The following is a 19,938-nucleotide window of genomic DNA, read 5'->3' as shown; positions in this document are numbered from 1 at the left end:
ATAATTATAACATAATAGCTGTAAAAAAGTCGATTTTTATACAATAAATCACTCAGGAGTCAGGAGTCAGGAATCAGGAGTCAGAATATTTTGGGGGTATAATTCAAGTGAAATACAAGAAATCCCTCCTGAATTCTGACTACTGGCTTAGAATTCCAAGCAGCGATTCTGACTACCTGAATAGTAACAACAAAATTGGGTAAATATATAAAAAACTATTTTACGGAGTGATTTTGTTTTGGACAGAGAATTCTTAAAATCAATGGGCGTCTCGCTGGACCTGGCCCTGGAAGCAAGAGAGATTGTAAGGGGTGAAACGGGCCAGGAAGTTCCCGGTGTCAGAGTTGATAAAGAAACTTATGACCATGCCTCGGTTACAACTGTTTATATCGAAGATGAAAGCGCCCAGGCCATTATGGGTAAGCCCGTTGGCAAGTATATAACCATAGAAGCTCCGGTAATCAGGGAAAACGACCCTGATGCGCACCGTCAGGTAGCCGAAGTATTGGCAGAACAGCTTAAAAAAATGTTTGATTTACCCATGGAGGCCAATATTCTGGTGGTGGGACTTGGCAACTGGAATGCCACTCCCGACGCGCTAGGTCCCAGAGTGGTGGACAATTGCCTCGTAACCAGGCACCTTTTTAATTACGCCCCCCAGTCGCTGCAGGGCGGCATGCGGCCGGTCAGCGCCATTGCTCCCGGCGTTCTGGGCATCACCGGCATTGAAACGGCTGAAATTGTTCAAGGCGTCACAGGAAGAGTAAAGCCGGAGCTAATTATAGCAATTGACTCCCTGGCAGCCCGTAGCGTCGACCGTATTGCCACCACCATCCAGCTGGCGGATACCGGAATTAATCCCGGTTCCGGGATCGGCAACAAGAGGGCCGGCATCAATCAGGAAACCATGGGCGTAAAAGTTATTGCCATCGGTGTTCCCACAGTGGCGTCGGCTGCGTTAATTGCCCAGGACGCCATAGAAAAGTATCTTAAAAACACCAATGCCCAAGCCGGAGTTACCAATGAAGCTATTAAAAGCGTTCTGGAACCTTTCGGCGGCAACCTGACTGTAACGCCAAAAGAAATTGACACGCTGATCGAGGATACAGCACATATTATCGCCGGCGGGATATCAATGGCGCTGCACCCGGAAGTCAATCCCGACGATTACGCTTATTATCTCCATTAATTGCGGCCATAGCTTCGCCTCCAAATTTTTTCCCCAAGAGGAAGTGGGTACCCTTTCCTAAAAAAAACAAAACAAGCGGCCTCAAACCGCTTGTTGTCAAAGCCTCCTGACAGGTGACCTTGTTTTAACGCCTGCTTAGACTAGTCACCTGCCAGGAACTTTGTTTACCTTATTAAGGAGTAGTAGTCTGGTTGGTGACCTGTGGTGTAGGCGGCTTATTGCCCTGAGCCAAACTTTGTTCATAAGCCGCGATCATTTTCTTAACCATGTTGCCACCGATAGCTCCGTTAACTCTGGATGGCAGGTCGCCCATGTAACCGCCCTGCGGGACCTGTACGCCAAGTTCGCTGGCGGTTTCCCACTTAAAGCTATCCATTGCCGCGGAAGCGGCAGGAATAACTTTTCTGTTGGTTCTTTGTCCTTGTGCCATTATGTTTTCACCTCCTTTGCTGTTGTTGACAGTATTATTTAACTTTATAATCTTCTTTATGTGAGGTACATTTTTCACTGTTTGGTGCACTATAAGAGCAACTCAAAAAAAAACCTGCATTGTAAGGACAATGCAGGTTTTAAAAAGTTTTTTTAAATTCGCCCAACGGGTAATACGGAATTAAATTTTTTTCCAGCCAGTCGAGTGCTTCGGTGGGTTTCTTGCCCCAGTTGGTTGGACAAGTGGACAGCACTTCCACCAATGCAAAGCCAAGACCCCCAATCTGAACTTCAAAGGCCTGCCTAATGGCTTTTTTTGTCTTAGCAACGTGGCCGGGATTATGGACAGACGTTCTGGCTAAATAAGCCGGGCCATCAAGGGTGGAGAGCAGTTCCACCATTTTAACAGGATAACCGGTTTGATTCTCGTCCCTGCCCAGGGGGGAGGTTGAAGTTACCTGGCCGACCAGAGTTGTTGGCGCCATTTGACCGCCGGTCATACCGTAATTGGCGTTATTAACAAAAATAACAGTAATTTTTTCCCCTCTGGCCGCAGCGTGCACCACCTCTGCCAGGCCAATAGAAGCCAGGTCGCCATCCCCCTGGTAAGTAAAAACCGCCCGGTCCGGCAGCACCCTTTTTATCCCGGTTGCTACGGCAGGGGCCCGGCCATGCGCCGCCTGCTGGATGTCAACATTGAAATAATTATACGCCAGCACGGAGCACCCCACAGAGGCAACCCCTATGGTATTTTCACGCACCTTTAGTTCATCTATAACCTCTGCAACCAGCCGGTGAATAATACCATGTGTGCAACCGGGGCAATAATGAAAACTATTGTCTGTCAGCGCCTCCGGACGGCTATGCTTAATTGCCATTATCGTCACCCCCTATGCGGTGTATTTCTGCCAATACGGCACGAAAATCGGGGATCATTCCTCCGGACCTGCCATAAAAATACGCCGGCACCCGTCCTTCCAAGGCTAAACGTACATCTTCCACCATCTGCCCCGCGCTCATTTCCACAGTGAGCACCGCCCGGGCACCTGCCGACGCAGTATGCAGCTGGTGATACGGAAACGGCCACAGGGTAACCGGGCGAAATAAACCGGCCTTAATGCCGTCAGCACGGGCAGCCTGGATGGCAGACCGGGCAATGCGGGCACTAAGGCCGAAAGCAACAACCACAATTCGGGCATCCTCCATTAAAAACTGTTCAGCACGTGTTTCACTTTGGGCAATAAGGCAATACTTTTCCTGTAAATGCTGATTATGTTTTTCCAGCTCCTGAGGGTCGAGGTAAAGGGTATTAATAACATTGCGGGTCCGTTTACGGCAGCCGGTGGTAGCCCAATCTTTAAGAGAGTGCACTGCCTGCGACTGCGGCAGTTCTACAGGCTCCATCATCTGCCCCAAGCTGCCGTCGCCCAAGATCAGCACCGGGTTGCGGTATTGATCCGCCAGGTCAAAGGCCAGAACGGTTAAATCCGCCATTTCCTGGACGGACCAGGGCGCCAGTACAATTAACCGGTAATCCCCGTGTCCGCCACCTCTGGTAGCCTGAAAATAATCCGACTGTGACGGCTGAATACCTCCCAGCCCGGGGCCACCCCGCATAATGTTTACTATAACACAGGGCAATTCAGCGGCAGCGATATAGGAAATGCCTTCCTGCTTAAGGCTGATTCCCGGTCCGGAAGAGGAGGTCAGCACCCGGGCGCCGGCGCCGGCTGCGCCATACACCATGTTAATAGCCGCCACTTCGCTTTCAGCCTGCAGAAAAACACCTCCCACTTCAGGCAGCCGGCGGGCCAGGTATTCCGGTATTTCTGTCTGGGGGGTAATGGGATAGCCGAAAAAGTACCGGCAGCCGGCCAGCACCGCTGCCTCCCCGATAGCTTCATTGCCTTTCATTAATTTTTTCATGCCGATTCCTCCCTGGTAACGGTAATGACCAAATCCGGGCACATGGCGGCACAGCGCCCGCAGCCGGTGCACCGGTCCGGACTGGTTAATTGAATTGGATAATAACCCAGGTCGTTTAAATCTTTTTCAATTCCCAATACCTCCCCGGGGCAAAACGCCATACACAGACCACAGCCTTTGCAGCGTCCCCGGTCCAAGCTTAAACTTGCTGTTTTAACCAACCTGACTCCCCCCCTCGCCGGGCGCCACCAGCCGGAAACCTTTAATACGTGCTTCGGCCAGCCTATCCGCCGCCTGGTACGGAGGAATATTTTCCTGGTCGGCTATTAGCAGAATTTGTTCCACGGTATCATAAATGCCGGCAACTTTTTTCTCCACCCGCTGTTGATCGTAGCCGGCCAATTCATCGGCAACATTAATTACCCCGCCGGCATTAATGGCATAATCAGGGATATACATGATTCCGTTTTGATGCAGCAGGTCGCCATGCCTGGCTTCAGCCAGAACATTATTGGCCGACCCGGCCACAATACGGCACCGCAGCCGGTTGATCGTCCGGTCATTAATCACCGCTCCCAGAGCGCAGGGGGCAAAAATATCACATTCTATCCCGAAAATTTCCTCTGGAGGCGCGATTACCGTATTAAATTCGGCAGCGGTTCTTTGTAAAGCCTTATTATTGACATCGGTAACAGTTAAACGGGCGCCTGCCCCGGCAAGCAGTCGGCAGAGATGGTAACCGACATTGCCAACCCCTTGAACCACCACATGCCGCCCGGATAAGTCTTCGCTGCCAAATACTTTTTTAACGGCTGCGCGCAGGCCAAACAGCACCCCCAGGGCAGTAAAGGGAGATGGATCGCCACTGCCGCCTTTAGCAGGGGAAACCCCTACCACATAACGTGTTTCCTCCCGGATAAGGTCCATATCCCGCTGGCAGGTGCCAACATCCTCAGCTGTTATATAACGTCCATTTAAAGCTTCCAGATAACGCCCGTAGGCCCGAAGCAGCCCTTCCCCCTTACCCCGGGCCGGGTCGCCGATAATTACAGCCTTACCGCCCCCCAGGGACAAGCCGGCCAGCGCATTTTTATAGGTCATCCCCCGGGATAAGCGCAGCACATCCCTAAAAGCCTCTTTTTCACTTTGATAGGGCCACATACGCGTCCCTCCCAGTGCAGGGCCCAATGTAGTATCATGGATGGCAATTATGGCTCGCAAACCGCTTTCCCGATCCTGACAAATTACCAACTGCTCATAATCATCTGCAGCCATATGGTCTATAATCTTCAATTTGTTGAACCTCCTTTGGAGATTGTCATTAGTATTTGTAACTATTGAGCATCTGGGCGTTCTTAACGCCAGGAGTCAGAATTCAGTCAGGAGTCAGAATAAGAGAACCGGTCAAGTGGTATTCTGACTACTGATTACTGAGTAGTAACAATAATTTTTATAATAAGAAAAGCAACAATGATGCCGGAATTAAAACCCGAAATCACTGCTGCTTTAAGGAATTAATAGTATGCAGATTTATACTTATGCAAATATTTGCATGCAATTCTTTGCATGATATATTTTTTCAGGATAAAGACCGCCATACCGCTGACACGGCACCAAAAGAGGATGGAAAATAGATACCGTAGGCAAGGTGATCCGGTGGTTCCCGGAGTAAGCGAAGCACTGGATGCGGCCAGCAGCCCGTCAAATCCCAGTAGCTTGACCCCCAAAGGGCGTAAAGTTACGCCGGGCTGCTTGTTGCAAGCGTTATGCACAAATAACTACACGAGCAAAAAGGAAAATTGCGCAGCGCATGGAGGGAACCACCGGAGCGCCAGATACAAGTAACTTAAAAACTTTTTTCAGGATAGACCATACTGGTTAAGTTTATTGTACAGGCTGCGTATGGAAATACCCAGCTGTTGGGCTGTCCTGGTTTTGTTGCCCCCATTATGTGCCAGCGCCGACAGCAGCACCTGTCGTTCATAGCCGTTGATCAACCGGGCCAAGGTTTCCCCTTGATAAGGAAAATCGCCGGAAGCCGATTCCTCCACCAACATTCCGGCATTTAAGTTCAAAGAAAGATGAATGGGCTCAATTATTAATTCCACCGGACGCATATTAATTAAAGCACGTCCTAAAACGTTTTCCAGCTCACGCACATTGCCGGGCCAATGATGCTTCATTAAACAGCTCATGGCAGCAGGAGAAATGCCCGCAACATTCCTGCCATAGTCGCTATTCAGCTTTTGCAATAAAAAATCAGCAATTAAGGGAATGTCTTTCCTGCGGCTGCGCAGAGGCGGAATATAAATAGGTATGACATTCAGCCGGTAATATAAATCTTCCCTAAACTGCCCCTGGCGCACCATTTGCTCCAAGTTGGCGTTGGTGGCGGCAATTACCCTTACATCGACCCGCAGGGGATGGGAATCACCCAGCCGGACAATTTCTTTTTCTTGTAAAACCCGGAGTAATTTTGCCTGGACACTGTTGCTAATCTCACCTATCTCATCTAAAAATATTGTCCCCTTGTCGGCTTCCGCAAAATAACCCCGGTGACCGTTTTTTTTTGCTCCCGTAAACGCACCTGCCACATAACCGAATAATTCACTTTCCAGCAGGGAATCCGGAATAGCCGCACAGTTTACCCTGATAAATTGCCCGCGACGAGAGCTGGCGTGGTGAATGGCGTGGGCAAACAATTCCTTACCGGTACCGCTTTCCCCGCAGAGCAGTACGGTTGCCGGTGTTTGAGCGGCCTTTCTGGCCTCTTTAATGGCCCAATCTATTTTTTTACTTTCCCCAATAATGTCGCCAAAAGTATATTTGGACTCAAGCTTGCGAATCAGCCGCCGGGCCCGGTCTACCTCCTTAGACAGCCGGTGTATTTCTGAAACATCGTGAATAACCGCAACGCTGCCTTTAATATTATCATCCAATAAAATGGGAGCTACATCCACCAGCACTTCACGCCGGTTGGGACCTACCTTCATGGGTACATTCTTTACCGCCTGGCGGGAACTCAGCACTTTCATATGCATACTTTCCCCTTCGGCAATATCCACTGAAGCCGGCTGATTAATCACATCCTTTTCGCGCAGACCGGTCAAACGTGTATAGGCGGGGTTGATTAATATACCCAGCCCCCTTTCATCCACAACCGAAATCGCATCGCTGGTGGCGCTGATAATTGCCTGGAGCATAGCCCTGGTTTCACGCAGGTTGGTAACTTCTTCAGCCAACTTTTTAATTTCGCTGACGTCCCGGAAAACCGCTATCGCCCCAACCAACTCCCCCTGCTCATCTTTAAGAGGCATCCGGTTGGTCATAATGGTATTTTCTCCTATGCGCTGGAGCTGATTTAATTCCGGTTGACCGGTTTTAAGTATTAGGTGCAATCTCGTATTGGGCACTACTTGTTCCACCAGTCGGCCAATAACTTTGCCGGTTGGGATACCCATCAATTTTCCCGCGGCTTGATTAAAAATTATCACCCGGCCGGTTTTATCAATGGCCACTACTCCTTCGTGGATAGAATCAAGAAGCATCTCAATGCCTAAAGTGTTTTTCCGGTGTTCGCTCATTATAACCTCCCCCGATCAGGTGGCTGTTAGAACAGAAATGTTCTTTTGTATTATATGTACTAATGTCAAAACTAGCGGGTCACCCTGTTGATTTTTTGGCACTAATACTCATAATAATGCCTGACAATAAATATAAAAAAGCTGTAAGGCTAAACATTTTTAATATAATGCTTGGATATAAGGCCAGGTAAAGGCTGATTGGCAGCGACCATATGAAAACCAGATACATCAGGGCGGGTTTCTTTTTTATTGAGGCAAATAATGCTAAACAAGCAGGAGCAAAAAGCATTAAAAATGTATTAATTAAAACATCTGTTTCAATACGATGGGTTGGATTAAAAAAAATAAATATAACCCAAAAGAGCATAGAACACACAGAAGAAAACATTCCAAGTTTAATCGCCGTAAGTTCCCAACGGTTTCTCAACGCCAGTCCCCCTCTCCTTTCTATAATATAATAGTGTTTAGCAATCATTAACCCTGTAGTGAGCCCCCAGGCTTTCTTTTCTACCCAGGGCGGCCCTGGTAATAGCCATAGCTGTTTCCAGCATTAATGCAACGTGCCTGTATTCAATCAAATCCAGCCAATTTTGGACTCGGGCGTGGGCATTTTCTTCCATTAAGTTACTAATTTGGTCTATGGCGCTTTTCAGTTCAGCGCCGCTGCGTATTAATCCTATTTTTGCGCCCAAAAGCCGTCTTAACTCTTTCCTTATTTCATTTGGGTTCCTGCTGTTTCCGCCGGCACTTGCCGGCATAATTTGCTCTGCAGCCAACACAGGGGGGGCATGTATCGCCATTGCCTCTACTGCAGCCTCTCTTCCGGCAATCATACCAAAAACAGCCGCCTCCGTCAGAGCGTTGCCAGCCAGACGGTTGGCCCCGTGCAGGCCACCGGCTGCTTCTCCCGCGGCATAAAGTCCCTTAACACCGGTACGACAACTAACGTCTATCTCAACGCCACCCATCATAAAATGCATTGCCGGCGCAACCTCTATTTTCTTCCTGCCCCCCAGATACCTGTGCAGATCACTGTATTTACTTTGCATCACCTGGTCGGAAATAGGGCTAAAGTCCATCCAAACCCCTCCGGCGGCAGAACCTCTTCCCTCTTTAATTTCCCGGTAATTAGCCCTGGCCATGATGTCTCTGGTAGCCATTTCCAGAGCAGGAGAATAGCGCGCCATGAACCTTTCACCCAATTGGTTTTTTAAAACTGCGCCATCGGAGAAGGGTGACGTGGACATCACCATTCTTGGTTTTCCGAGGGCTACGGCGGGATGAAACTGCACAAATTCCATACCGGTAAGGCGCGCTCCCGCCAAACGGGCCAGCGCATAACCGTCGCCGGTAACATCCGCAGTGTTGGTCGTTACCGGGTACAAGCTTCCCGCACCGCCACAGGCAAGTATTACCGTGCCCGCCCTGAATACCCGGCAATCGCCCTGCTTTGAATATCCCCGCGCGCCTGCTATTCTGTCATTTGTTTTAAGCAAATCGGTAATAATTACACCTTCAACATGGCGAACCCCCAGCCTGGCAGCCTCCCGGGCCAGGGGCAGTGTCAGGGCCAGACCCTGGGTTTGGGGAGATTTGACGGAACTGCCGTCGGCAGTTAAAAACCGCTTGCGCGAATGCCCGGGCGAACCCTTGCGCATTATCTTGCCATTTTCCATTAAAAAGGGCACGCCCAATTCCACCAGCCGGTTGATAGCGGTTGAAGCACTGCCGGCAAAAACCCGGACCAGGTCGGGGTTGTTGATGTACTGACCCGCCTTCATCGTATCTTTAACATGCAGCTCTATGGAATCTCCGTCGCAGCCTTCTTCCAAAACGGCAGCCAGCCCATTGCGGGACATAATTGTATTGCCGCTTTTACCCGCCTTCCCCTTGGTAACCATCGTAACCTTCCGGGCTATACCGGCCGCTTCCACCGCGGCCATTAAACCTGCCAGCCCGCCGCCTATAATCAGCACATCAGTATATTCTTCCATTGTGACAAAAGGACGTTGCATCTATGCACCTCCTGTTAGTTATTCATCAGCACTCCGGGATGTAGGTGGGAACATCCGGCCAAAAAACCGGGAGCACAAGTGTCGCTACCATAAATTTATAGTCAGGAACAGTAAAAAAACCATAGCTGCTATTATTATAAAATTAATCATCGAAGAAATGTTAATTGATACTGTAGTTGTAACACTTTTTTCAGTCAATGAATATTGTATATCATTAATGAACAAAGGAGGGTTCTACATGGGTGGCACTTTTTTTGACGGCAGTTTTATTTTATTTCTGGTTCTGATTCTACTTGTATTCGGAATGGGATTCTTTGGATTTGGATACGGTGGTTACAGTGCCGATAAGTAAGTAGAATTACGGAACAATAATGTGCAAAAGCTATAAACCCAAGTTCTCAACCAAAACTTGGGTTTATATCTTTTAACACCTGTTAGCATAAGCCAATATTTTGTATTGTGAAAAAACAAAGGTTTACAAAATTAATTACAGATGGTAACACTTCCCGTATTGGTTTCATATTATAAACCGGGTAAAACAAAAACTTTAAAAAAGGAGGCATGTATTAATGGGTTACGGTGGAGGAGTATCTGTACCGGGCTACACAAACTTTGATGGTAGTTTCATTTTATTCTTGATCCTGATATTGCTGGTATTCGGCATGGGGTTCTTTGGATATGGTGGTGGAGTATGTAGCAAGTAAATAATACTCGCGGCAGAGGCGCTCCGTAGGGGGCGCTTTTGTTTACTATTCAACTTGATCCACTTCACAATCAAGGTAAGTCAGGGAAAATCCATACCAACGGGTGAACAATTGCATAGGTCTCTTGCTACATTATTTTCCGGAAGATATGCTGCAAAATAAGTTTTCAGCCCGGAAATGGCAGCAGCACCAGGAATTTCCCGGCGGCGCTTTTACCGATACCGGTGTACAGGACTGGTGGGACTGCGCCACATTTTCGGCCCCATTGAAAGTCTGCAGGCCTATGGCCGGCCGCTAAATGCCGATTTTTTCCACCACGCCATTATAAACGTGAATCTCTTGTTCAAAAGCGGGGTCACAGGCAACTACAACTTCTTATCGTGAGAAAAAGGCTTTTAATCCTTTATTCAGACTTTCTGTAGTTTGAGGATTACTTAATATCAGCAAAATAAGGATTAGAAATAACATAAAGGGGTTAGCTTGTAAACTTGCCAACACGAATCACCTCCAAAACAGCTTGTCAAAAAAACGAAATATTCCTTTATAGACTATTATATTTATCTGAGATACCATATGTTAATAGAAATGCAAAAATATAGATGATAAATTTGTTACGTTATTTAAGATAAAGGGCGGTAAAAATTTTGGTTTGTAACACTTTCTTCTGCAGTCACATACTTATAACAGTATAAAACTGAAAAGGAGGATTTTAAAATGGGTTATGGTGGTGGAACTTTTTTTGACGGAAGTTTTATCCTGTTTCTTATCCTGATCCTGCTGGTATTTGGCACCGGGTTCTTCGGTTACGGCGGAGCTTACAGCGCCGACAAATAATCCTTTGAATAATGAACTCGTTCAGCTAAAGCCGAACATCGGGGCTAAAGAGGAAAGGGGACACACCTCCTGAGGAGAAATGTCCCCGGTAAAATGGGAATCTTGGAATTAAATGAAATTGTGCAAGAGGAAGGGAGCGGTAACCCCCCTTCCTCTTGCACCACCGCAAAAATAAAGAAGCGCCCCTAAGAAGACGCTTTTTTGCCTGTTACAAAAGCAAAAAGAAGTTTAAGACCCTTACACTATTGGCTGCTAACAGTATAGTTAGCAGCTTTTGATTTGGCATACGCCTAAAGTACAAAAAAATAACCATCAACAAATGATGGCTTCAAAATATATAAATAGCCTACGGCTCGACGGCAACTTATTTTTTTTAATCATATTATGCATAATGCAAGGTAAGTGTTACCATAATTGCAAAAACTACCACACCTCCCTCTTGCTAATAAACAACCGGTTTGTTATATTCAATATCCGTAATCTCGAAATGATACCAACTGAAATTTCCTGATTGTAATTTCCAAATAACTTCCCCTTTGGTCGGAATCCTATAACCTTCAAACTCTTTATAATCCTTCATCTGGACCAACCATGTTTCCAAACGATACTTTCCATCAAAGTCGCCGTATCTTTCAGCGGCAAAGTTAACCACTTCACCGTTTTCATTAAACGTAAATACTCCAGATGCGCTTGTTCCTCCGTAACTCATCGTGGCCTTTGCTGAACTGGCATTAATTTCTTCCCACGAGATATAGCTGCTTAACGCCGCAGTTGGAAACCATACCGATTCAGCGAGATAGCGCAACAATGTACCCTGGTTTATCTCTTTGCCTTTGCCATCAGCAATAGTTATTAATGAATAAAGTTTGATAAGCATGTGCCCGCTGCCTTCAACATACTTATCTCTTCCTGCAAAGTATACCAGTGGTGCGGCTTTCACCTTCACTTTCCAGATAAATCCAGGCCTTTCTGTGGTAAAGTATTGCTCCACATCAGCAGGCATCCACCGCTGATCCGCTTTTAGCCTCAACTCAGCTCTTTGTTTTAACCGGGCTGTGCTAATTTTTTCTTTACCGATCACTTGCGAGTTCTCCAACCACTTTTGCACACAAACCGGCAATCCCGCCAAATCCTTTTCCTGGATAATGTCATCTTTATTCTCCGCGTCACTAAATAAATCTTTAACCTCTTTTTTTGTATTTTGGTTAAATAAGAAATCAGCTATTAATGAAACTGCTATCAGCAATGCTACAATCACCAGGACAACCAGTAACGCCAGCATAATCTTAGACAATCGCCAACCCCCTTGATCCGAAATTACATTGTCTTCTTATAATCTCCAATTATAGCTTGCACCAGGGAAAGAGCGCTCCTTATAAAATCGGGAAATCAAAATACTCCCCAGGGTACGGTTCATTATTAATAGTGTAATGCCACCATTCTTTATAGTAGGCTATGAAACCATGTTTTTCCATTACACTCCTAAGAAAATTGCGGTTTTGGCGTTGTTCCTCTGTGATTAAGGGGGAATCGTGTTGGGAGATAGGATCAAGCAGGTCAAACTGACCACCCATATCAATTTCATTTTTAGTTTTCAGGTTTACGATACTTACATCGACGGTACTGCCACGGGAATGTCCTGATTTATAGGCCAGATAACCTTGATTAAATAGCTCGCTCTTGTCAATATTGGGATAATACTCTGCTTTCATTTTAGTATCGTTTGCATCCCGGGCCCACTGCACAAGATCATCGACAGCCCGCTGAGGGCGATAAGCGTCATAAACCTTAATACCCAGCCCCTGTTGTTTCAGCTCTTCCTGAACATTCCTCAACGCCATGGCAACCTGATCTGTTGCGATTGCTTTAGGTGCCAGATAACCATCAATTGGCCTGCCTACAAAATTGTTGTCACCAGCATACCTGATATCATACTCGGCATCAGGAATAATTTCATCCAGGTAGACAAATCTATCAGGAATACTGGCTTCTACCGGTTGAAGCCTTTTCTTCTCCGGAGCCTTAGTGTAATCTGCAATGAAAAATCCCGTAATTACTAATAAAACTATAAACGCCAAAATCCTTTTAGATGGTTTCATAAACATAATCAAAAACCCTTTACACTGTGATTATGCTTATTATGTCTTGATAACTATCTTATATTAACTCGGCCCGGGGATTACTCCGGCAGAATGTAAAAGAAAATCATTAAATAATGGGTTACACTGCCGGCCACGATACACAGGTGAAAGATTTCGTGGAAGCCAAACCGGTTGGGGAAAAAATTAAAACACTTGGTGGCATATATCAGAGCCCCTGCGGTGTAAACCACTCCACCGGCCACCATCATGATAATACCGCCCAGCGGTATGGTTTTAACCAGCATGGCAAAGGGCACCAGGGCTATCCAGCCCAATGATAAATAGAAAGCAGTGGAAACGGCCCGCGGGGCGTTCAGGAAAAATATTTTCAGAATAATACCGATAAACGCCAGTACCCAAACGGCTATCAGCATTGTCCACTTCCAGGCTCCGCCCAGGCCGTAGAAAAAAACCGGCGTGTAAGAACCCGCAATCAATATGTAAATGGCGATATGGTCAATTTTTCTAAGGCACAATTCCTTGTGCGGCGACGTTTTAATCCAGTGGTACAGGGAACTGGCTCCGTAAAGCAGCACCAGGCTGGTTCCGTAAACCGTCATGACCAGAAGCTTAACCGGTTCATTCCTGGCAGCGATAATCAGCAACACCAATCCCGCAATAGCGGTTAAAAATGCGATAAAATGGGTCAACGTATTGACGGGTTCTTTCATACCCAGAAAACTTTTCATTTATAATTCTCCACTCCTTATAATGGTTAATGCAGCTACAGCTATTATAGTCCATTGGTATGAAATTTAAAAATTTAATTGAGACCAAAGCCCGTTCAAATAATAATTATTAACCATACCCTTACTAATTTTTAATCAAATGTTAAATTTTACTTTAAAGTTTACTTATTCACTTAACATTTCTTATTTATGATGAGAATGCCCGAATTTTTATAATAAAAGGAGGTTTTTTTGTGAAGAAACGTGTTCCCCGGAGTTTGCTTCTGTTTCTGTGTTTCTCCCTGCTTTTTAGCCAGTTGCTATGGACAGGCGCAGCCCCTGCCCAAACAACCGGCAAAGTGCAAAATGTTATTCTGCTAATCCCGGACGGCATGAGCGTTGACGGCACAACCCTGGCAAGATGGTATAACGGCGGCACCCCGCTGGCTATGGATGAAATGGCCTGCGGGCTGGTAAAAACCTATTCGTCAGATGCTGCCATTGCTGACTCCGCTCCCGCCGGATCAGCTTTTGCCACCGGTTACAAATCCCACACCGGCTATGTCGCCACTCTACCAGAAGTGGCTGATATGCCAGGTCTGGATCCTATAAAAGATGAAGACAGAAACAAACCCGTGGCCACCATTCTGGAAGCGGCCAAATTATCCGGCAAAGCCACCGGCATAATCTCCACATCCGAAATTATGCACGCCACGCCGGCTGATTTTACCTCCCACTCGCCCAGCAGAAAAAATTACGACGACCTCAGCGAGCAGCAGGTTTACAATGGTATTGATGTAGTGCTGGGAGCCGGTTGGGACTTTTTAGAAGGCACCAAAAGAGATGACCAAACGGACTTAATCTCAGTTATTAAGGATAAAGGTTACGACTACGTAACAACCCCCCAGGAATTGCAAGCAAGCATGTCAGATAAGATCTGGGGGCTGTTTGCCCCCGAAGCCCTGTCTTATGATATGGACCGCAATCCAGCCGAGCAACCCGGCCTGGCCCAAATGACTCAAAAAGCCATTGAAGTTTTGTCCCGGGATAAAGACGGCTTCTTCCTGATGGTAGAAGGCAGCAAAGTGGACTGGGCAGCTCACGCCAATGACCCGGTGGGCATTATCAGCGATATTTTAGCGTTTGACCAGGCAGTTAAAGTATCCCTGGATTTTGCCAAAAAGAATCAAAACACCGTGGTAATCTCAGTGACGGATCACGGCAATGGCGGCTTAACCATTGGTGATACCGGCACTAACAGTACCTATGACAAAGAACCCCTGAGCACTTTTATCAGCCCCTTAAAGAAAGCAACTTTAACCGGGGAAGGCCTGGAGTCCAAGTTAAACGGCGACCGGAGCAATGTTGTGGAGGTTATGTCCCAGTATTACGGCATTAATGATCTCACTGCGGATGAAATCCAGGCTATTAAACAGGCTGAAGCGGGCAGTCTGAATTACACTGTCGGCCCCATGATCAGCAAGCGCGCCCACCTAGGCTGGACTACGGGTGGTCACACCGGGGAAGACGTGGTGCTTTACGAATACGCTCCCAATAAGGTTGAGCGCCTCACCGGGGTAATTGAGAACACTGATGTGGCCAAGCACATGGAAGAAGTAATGGGCCTCAATTTAAATAACGCTAATAAAAAGCTGTTCGTGGACGCTGACGCGGCTTTTGAACAAATAGGCGCCACCACCGAATTGAAAGATACCGGTAATAATAACTTGGTATTGGTAGTTACCAAGGGCGAGACCACATTGGAATTACCAGTCAACACCAATATCGCTAAAATAAACGGCGAAACTGTTGAATTGGAGGGTGTAATTGTACACAGTAGTAATAGAACTTTTGTACCACAAGCTGCCGTTAATTTAATTCAATAATGGCATTTAACCGTAATAAACGCGCGCTTGAATTAATCCTTTGAGCGCGCGTTTTCTATTTTCTTCTAAACTGTCTAATATCCGTAAGGCTGCATTCACGTTTTGGATCTCAATTACCTCACCACCCGCTACACCGTTTCGCAAGATCACTGCCGGATACCCATAATGGAGGTCAAATAGCATGTCCCATATCTTTCCCACCCAAATTTTCTTGAAATTCCATGCCGCCAATCTTTTTCAGCTGTTCTTTAACTCTTCTCCTGCACACATCCCTGTAGGACTGACTGGAAGATCAGACTCAAGACGGATCAAAAATCAAACTGTAGCTCGTCGTAGCTTATTTTCACTCGGGATACAATGTAGTTAAGCCAGGCAACAATGTTACGTTTTCATAGTACATAACGCTGAAGGAGGGATGTTAAAACATGTCTGGTAAAAAGTTTTTCGGTTTGATTTTGCTCGTCCTTGGAATCGTCGCTTTACTGGGTGTTCTGGGCTTTTCGATGGGGGGGCTCATTCCGTTTGTGCTTGGCATATTGCTGGTTTATTACGGTTGGAAAAAGCGGAATCAGGAACACAGGTTTACCGGTGCTGTCTTGTTGGGGCTGGGTATTCTATTCCTCATCGGTTCCATTCCGATGGCCGTCAGTATGCTTGTCGCCGCGGTGTTGCTTTATTTTGGATACCAAATGTTGACCGGTAACGAGGATTCAGGAAGCTCATGCAAGACAAGGAGCGAAAGCAAAAGACACACTGAAGATAGTGGGCTGGACGATCCGTTTGATGAGGAATGGGAGCGGTTGATGAAATCCGCAAAAATATAATTGGCACAAATCAAAAATACAAGTACACAAAACTAAAGCTGAAAGGCTATACTTTAAAGGAGGAATCATGATGGTTTTCAAGAGAATCAGAGACCTTACCCTGGCAACGATCCACGACGGGCTGGATGCGATGGAAAGTCCGGTTTCCATGTTAAATCAATATTTGAGGGATCTGGAGGATGAAATTGAAAAAGCGCAGGAAGCCGTTGTCAAGCAAATCATGATTGAAAAGAAGTTTAACGAATACCAAAACGATGCCAAGCACATGGCGGAAAAACGCATGCGCCAGGCAACGCTGGCCGTGGGAGCGGGAGCAGAAGAATTGGCCCGCCGGGCACTTCGCGACAAAAAGCAATATGCGGCAAAAGCGGAACAGTACGAAGAAATGGGTACTGAAGCACATCAAAAAGTGCTGGAATTAAAAGAGCAGTTGAAAGAAATGAAGGAAAAATATTACCAGCTGCGGGACCGCAAGATTGAACTTATTTCCCGGGCCAATGCAGCCAAAACGAAAAAGCAGATGAACGCCGTCCTGAGCAAATTTGACAGTGAAAGTGCCTTGAAAGGGTTTAAACGCATGGAGGAGCGCATTATGGAATGGGAAACAGAAGCGGAAGTACGCAGGGTGGGACCGCAGGATACATACGTGCAGCAACTGGCCGCCCTGGAACCGGATGAAGAAGTGGAAAAGGAGCTGGCTGCCTTAAAAGCCGGAAATGCTGCGCGAGATCAGTCCGATATCACCGGGGTAAACGATTTTGTACTGCAAAAAGAAAAAACACAGGCATGATTTTTCCCGGTAAGCGGGTAGCAAAGATTCTGTTACCCGCTTGACGTTTTTTTAAGAACACGTGAGGAGAGAGCGTGAGATTTTTTTCGAAAAGCGGGGCCGCTGACCAGGGCTGTATTCGTCATATTGGAGGAAACCGACATGAAACCATCAGGCCGCAATTTAACGGGATTGATCATATTAAGCACCGGCATTATCGTTCTTTTCGGCGTATTAAATTTAGGTGCTTTGGGGGTTGCGCTTGTCGCATTCTTTTTCGGTATGAATTTATGGCGTAACAACCATAAGGTTGGGGGTGTCTCCCTTGTTGCCCTGGGGGCCATCATATTTTTCAATGGTTTTTTAAACATCGATATCGGCGGGGTTATCATAGCTGTTTTAATGGTCTACATTGGGTTTCGACTGCTGCGCCGGGATGGAAACAAAGACGAAGAAGAGAAACAATGGACAGAATGGTATGAAGAAGATTTCCGGGAAAACACGGATGCGGGAGTTGAAGCAGTTAGGGAGAAGAAACAAATGAAGTGGAAAAAGAAAAGGAAAGAGAAAAGCCCTCATCATAAGCACAGGAAGACCTGGAAACTGGAAGACGACATTGACGAAGAGATCGAAAAATTAATTTATAAAATGAAAAACGCTTTTTCTTCCGCATCCAACGGATATTCCGAAGAAACACACTTCCAGCATACAGGGGAGAGAACGCATCGTGAACCTAACTCTGCAAGCTACCGGGCTGATCATCCCGGAGAAGATGAGCGGCATGAAAAACAGTGGGAATATGACGATAAAGACAATTATCAGGGGCAACAATACACGAAACAGTATCGAAAACAACGGAATTCTTACCGTCAGGAAGTGTCCAGCCTATTAGGTGATTTTATTCTCCGTCATCGCTTTGAGTTGCATGATATGAAAATCAACAACGGCTTGGGAGATGTGAAAATTGATCTGTCCCAGGCTATTATTGCGCACGGTGATACAACGGTTGAAATATTTGCGGGATTAGGTGACGTACAATTATATGTTCCATACGACCTGGATGTTTGTGTGCAAGCCAGTGTTCTGATTGGCACCCTGGATGTGTTAAATTATAAGCAGGACGGGTTCACGAGAAGAACCCAGACTAAATCTGCCGGTTATGATGAAGCGACCAAGCGTGTCAATATTGTTGTAACGCTCGGGATAGGCGACGTCGATGTGAGGTATGTCTGATGAATCGCATGAAACTGTCCAATATCCAGTGGCAATGGATTCGATATACGATTGGCTTCGGTATGATCAACACCGTATTATTGCTCTTATTATTGTGGATCGTTGAAGGGCGGTACATCTTGGAAGTCGTCTTGCAAAACGTGTTGGGGATTCCATTGCTGTTGGTGTTGATGTTCATCATCATGCTGCTCGGAACGATGCTGGGCTTCATGGCCGGCAAGCGCATGAAAAGAAGGCTGGATGAGCTGGAAGAAGCCTCAATGGCCTATGAAAGAGGAAAATTTTCATACCGTGTGCCCGATTTGGGCACGGATGAGATCGGGGTTGTCGGCAAAAGGTTAAATAATATGAGCAGCAGAGTGGAAGAGCAAATTGCTTCCATGCAGCGCCTTTCAGCGGAAAAAGCGGAATGGAACGAAACGTTGAAACAAGCCGCCGTGACAGCAGAAAGGCAGCGACTCGCACGTGAACTGCACGATGCAGTCAGCCAACAGTTGTTTGCCATATCCATGATGACTTCAGCGGTACAAAAAACAATTAAGCAACAACCGCAAAAAGCTGCCAGGCAGATGGCCATGATTGAGGAAATGGCTGGTATTGCCCAATCCGAAATGCGCGCTTTGCTACTGCATCTTCGCCCCGCCCATCTTGAAGGAAAAGGATTGAAGGAAGGTGTTGAAGACCTTTTGCAGGAATTGGAGCAGAAACATGACCTGCTGATCAAATGGTCTGTTGAACCGCTGCCTCAAATGGCCAAAGGTATTGAAGATCACCTCTTTAGAATCATTCAAGAGGCCATATCCAATGTGCTCAGACACGCCAAAGCAAAATCATTACAGTTGAATTTGGCGGTTGTGCAAAACCAGATCAGGATGAAAATTCAAGACGACGGCATTGGGTTCAGCTCCGGGCAAGATAAGCATTCATCTTACGGACTGCGTACTATGTATGAACGAGTCAATGAAATAGGCGGGGTATTGGATATTTTCTCTTTGCCTCAAAAGGGAACACAAATCGATGTCAAGGTGCCGCTCGTTCAAATAAAAGAGGAGGGTAATACATGATTCGCGTTTTATTGATTGATGATCACGAAATGGTCCGTATGGGACTGGCTGCTTATTTGGCCACGGATGAGGAAATCGAAGTGATCGGTGAGGCCTCGGATGGGGAAGAGGGGGTTCAGTTGGCTTTGTCTTTGCGTCCCGATGTCATATTGATGGATCTTGTCATGGAAGGTATGGACGGGATCGAAGCGACACGCCGGATTATCAAGGAAAACCCGGAAGCGCGCATCATTGTGTTGACTAGTTTTATTGACGATGAAACAGTTTATCCGGTCATTGAAGCGGGTGCGATGAGTTATATATTGAAGACAGCCCGGGCACCCCGGATTGCCGAGGCTATTCGGGCTGCATACAAAGGAGAATCGATCCTGGAGGCAAAAGTGACCGGAAAAATGATCCAGCGCATGCGCGCAGCAGACCAGAAACTGCCGCATGAAGATTTGACGGACAGGGAACTCGATGTACTGCGCCTGATTGGGGAAGGAAAGAACAATCAGGAAATCGCGGATGCTCTGATCATCGGCATTAAAACCGTTAAAACGCATGTCAGCCATATCCTGTATAAGCTTGGGGTGGAAGACCGGACACAAGCAGCCATTTATGCCCACCGCCATTCCCTGGTTAAATAGTCCTTATGCTGTGAATACTGAACGGATCTGAGTTAGGGCCCAA

Annotated in this window: 22 protein-coding genes; 10 read left to right on the top strand and 12 right to left on the bottom strand. The window is 46.7% G+C overall.

Features of this window, described 5'->3' with window-relative positions; translation table 11 throughout:
- The first annotated feature begins 238 nt into the window (after positions 1-238).
- Positions 239-1,189 carry a GPR endopeptidase gene (gene gpr, locus BM056_RS07480; protein WP_238456351.1) on the top strand — a complete coding sequence of 317 codons (951 nt, stop codon included), beginning with the start codon at positions 239-241 and terminating at the stop codon, positions 1,187-1,189.
- Between the two features lie 172 nt (positions 1,190-1,361).
- Here the strand turns inward: gpr and BM056_RS07475 are convergent, their stop codons facing one another.
- The 5 genes from BM056_RS07475 to BM056_RS07455 form a co-directional block, all read right to left on the bottom strand.
- The gene (locus BM056_RS07475; RefSeq protein ID WP_092470279.1) at positions 1,362-1,619 is read right to left on the bottom strand and encodes an alpha/beta-type small acid-soluble spore protein; all 258 of its coding nucleotides are present in this window, start codon (positions 1,617-1,619) and stop codon (positions 1,362-1,364) included.
- Between the two features lie 139 nt (positions 1,620-1,758).
- Entirely contained in the window at positions 1,759-2,496 is a 738-nt protein-coding gene (locus BM056_RS07470) for a thiamine pyrophosphate-dependent enzyme (protein ID WP_092470277.1), read from the bottom strand.
- Complete coding sequence (locus BM056_RS07465; RefSeq protein WP_207648156.1) at positions 2,486-3,544, bottom strand: 3-methyl-2-oxobutanoate dehydrogenase subunit VorB; 1,059 nt, start codon at positions 3,542-3,544, stop codon at positions 2,486-2,488. The genes BM056_RS07470 and BM056_RS07465 overlap by 11 nt, the downstream gene beginning before the upstream one ends.
- Positions 3,541-3,765, bottom strand: a complete 225-nt coding sequence (locus tag BM056_RS07460) for a 4Fe-4S binding protein (RefSeq protein WP_238456350.1) — start codon at positions 3,763-3,765, stop codon at positions 3,541-3,543. The genes BM056_RS07465 and BM056_RS07460 overlap by 4 nt, the downstream gene beginning before the upstream one ends.
- On the bottom strand, positions 3,758-4,837 hold the full coding sequence (locus tag BM056_RS07455; RefSeq protein WP_092470275.1) for a Glu/Leu/Phe/Val dehydrogenase dimerization domain-containing protein: 1,080 nt from the start codon (positions 4,835-4,837) through the stop codon (positions 3,758-3,760). Before BM056_RS07455 ends, BM056_RS07460 begins: the two co-directional genes overlap by 8 nt.
- Before the next feature lie 330 nt (positions 4,838-5,167).
- Here BM056_RS07455 and BM056_RS07450 point away from each other — a divergent pair, with 330 nt between their 5' ends.
- Positions 5,168-5,389 (top strand): hypothetical protein, encoded by a 222-nt coding sequence (locus BM056_RS07450; RefSeq protein WP_092470273.1) that lies wholly within the window; start codon positions 5,168-5,170, stop codon positions 5,387-5,389.
- Between the two features lie 14 nt (positions 5,390-5,403).
- On the opposite strand, the gene BM056_RS07445 is transcribed toward BM056_RS07450, so the two are convergent.
- From BM056_RS07445 to BM056_RS07435, 3 genes are all read right to left on the bottom strand, one after another.
- A complete protein-coding gene (locus tag BM056_RS07445; RefSeq protein WP_092470271.1) occupies positions 5,404-7,128 on the bottom strand; it encodes a sigma-54 interaction domain-containing protein in 1,725 nt (574 codons plus the stop codon).
- Between the two features lie 79 nt (positions 7,129-7,207).
- Positions 7,208-7,555, bottom strand: a complete 348-nt coding sequence (locus BM056_RS07440) for a hypothetical protein (protein ID WP_092470269.1) — start codon at positions 7,553-7,555, stop codon at positions 7,208-7,210.
- A gap of 37 nt (positions 7,556-7,592) precedes the next feature.
- Positions 7,593-9,143 (bottom strand): L-aspartate oxidase, encoded by a 1,551-nt coding sequence (locus BM056_RS07435; protein ID WP_092470267.1) that lies wholly within the window; start codon positions 9,141-9,143, stop codon positions 7,593-7,595.
- Positions 9,144-9,712: 569 nt separating this feature from the next.
- Here BM056_RS07435 and BM056_RS27210 point away from each other — a divergent pair.
- Both BM056_RS27210 and BM056_RS26135 read left to right on the top strand, forming a co-directional pair.
- Positions 9,713-9,847 carry a hypothetical protein gene (locus tag BM056_RS27210; protein WP_274377529.1) on the top strand — a complete coding sequence of 45 codons (135 nt, stop codon included), beginning with the start codon at positions 9,713-9,715 and terminating at the stop codon, positions 9,845-9,847.
- A 124-nt stretch (positions 9,848-9,971) separates the two neighbouring features.
- A complete protein-coding gene (locus BM056_RS26135) occupies positions 9,972-10,145 on the top strand; it encodes a hypothetical protein (protein ID WP_165613423.1) in 174 nt (57 codons plus the stop codon).
- Between the two features lie 978 nt (positions 10,146-11,123).
- Here the strand turns inward: BM056_RS26135 and BM056_RS07425 are convergent.
- The 3 genes from BM056_RS07425 to trhA form a co-directional block, all read right to left on the bottom strand.
- On the bottom strand, positions 11,124-11,975 hold the full coding sequence (locus BM056_RS07425; protein ID WP_092470263.1) for a DUF6544 family protein: 852 nt from the start codon (positions 11,973-11,975) through the stop codon (positions 11,124-11,126).
- A 79-nt stretch (positions 11,976-12,054) separates the two neighbouring features.
- Positions 12,055-12,759, bottom strand: coding sequence for a M15 family metallopeptidase (locus BM056_RS07420; protein WP_238456349.1), 705 nt, complete (start codon positions 12,757-12,759; stop codon positions 12,055-12,057).
- Positions 12,760-12,860: 101 nt separating this feature from the next.
- Entirely contained in the window at positions 12,861-13,511 is a 651-nt protein-coding gene (gene trhA, locus BM056_RS07415) for a PAQR family membrane homeostasis protein TrhA (protein WP_092470260.1), read from the bottom strand.
- Positions 13,512-13,744: 233 nt separating this feature from the next.
- Here trhA and BM056_RS07410 point away from each other — a divergent pair, with 233 nt between their 5' ends.
- Positions 13,745-15,376, top strand: a complete 1,632-nt coding sequence (locus BM056_RS07410) for an alkaline phosphatase (RefSeq protein ID WP_092470258.1) — start codon at positions 13,745-13,747, stop codon at positions 15,374-15,376.
- 6 nt (positions 15,377-15,382) lie between these two features.
- On the opposite strand, the gene BM056_RS07405 is transcribed toward BM056_RS07410, so the two are convergent.
- Positions 15,383-15,607 (bottom strand): hypothetical protein, encoded by a 225-nt coding sequence (locus BM056_RS07405; protein ID WP_092470256.1) that lies wholly within the window; start codon positions 15,605-15,607, stop codon positions 15,383-15,385.
- 194 nt (positions 15,608-15,801) lie between these two features.
- Between BM056_RS07405 and BM056_RS07400 the strand changes: the two genes are divergently transcribed.
- The 5 genes from BM056_RS07400 to BM056_RS07380 all read left to right on the top strand — a co-directional run bounded on the left by BM056_RS07400 (position 15,802) and on the right by BM056_RS07380 (position 19,895).
- On the top strand, positions 15,802-16,200 hold the full coding sequence (locus tag BM056_RS07400) for a LiaF transmembrane domain-containing protein (protein WP_092470254.1): 399 nt from the start codon (positions 15,802-15,804) through the stop codon (positions 16,198-16,200).
- 70 nt (positions 16,201-16,270) lie between these two features.
- Complete coding sequence (locus tag BM056_RS07395; protein ID WP_165613422.1) at positions 16,271-16,990, top strand: PspA/IM30 family protein; 720 nt, start codon at positions 16,271-16,273, stop codon at positions 16,988-16,990.
- 141 nt (positions 16,991-17,131) lie between these two features.
- Entirely contained in the window at positions 17,132-18,202 is a 1,071-nt protein-coding gene (liaF, locus tag BM056_RS07390; RefSeq protein ID WP_092470250.1) for a cell wall-active antibiotics response protein LiaF, read from the top strand.
- Complete coding sequence (locus BM056_RS07385; RefSeq protein ID WP_092470248.1) at positions 18,202-19,266, top strand: sensor histidine kinase; 1,065 nt, start codon at positions 18,202-18,204, stop codon at positions 19,264-19,266. The genes liaF and BM056_RS07385 overlap by 1 nt, the downstream gene beginning before the upstream one ends.
- Positions 19,263-19,895, top strand: a complete 633-nt coding sequence (locus BM056_RS07380) for a response regulator (RefSeq protein ID WP_092470246.1) — start codon at positions 19,263-19,265, stop codon at positions 19,893-19,895. The genes BM056_RS07385 and BM056_RS07380 overlap by 4 nt, the downstream gene beginning before the upstream one ends.
- The last annotated feature ends 43 nt before the right edge of the window (positions 19,896-19,938 follow it).

The sequence above is a fragment of the Desulfotruncus arcticus DSM 17038 genome, from assembly GCF_900113335.1.
GTDB classification, from domain to species: Bacteria; Bacillota; Desulfotomaculia; order Desulfotomaculales; family Desulfallaceae; genus Desulfotruncus; species Desulfotruncus arcticus.
Note: the sequence above shows the minus strand (reverse complement) of the source record. Positions and strands in the feature narration are given on the sequence as shown.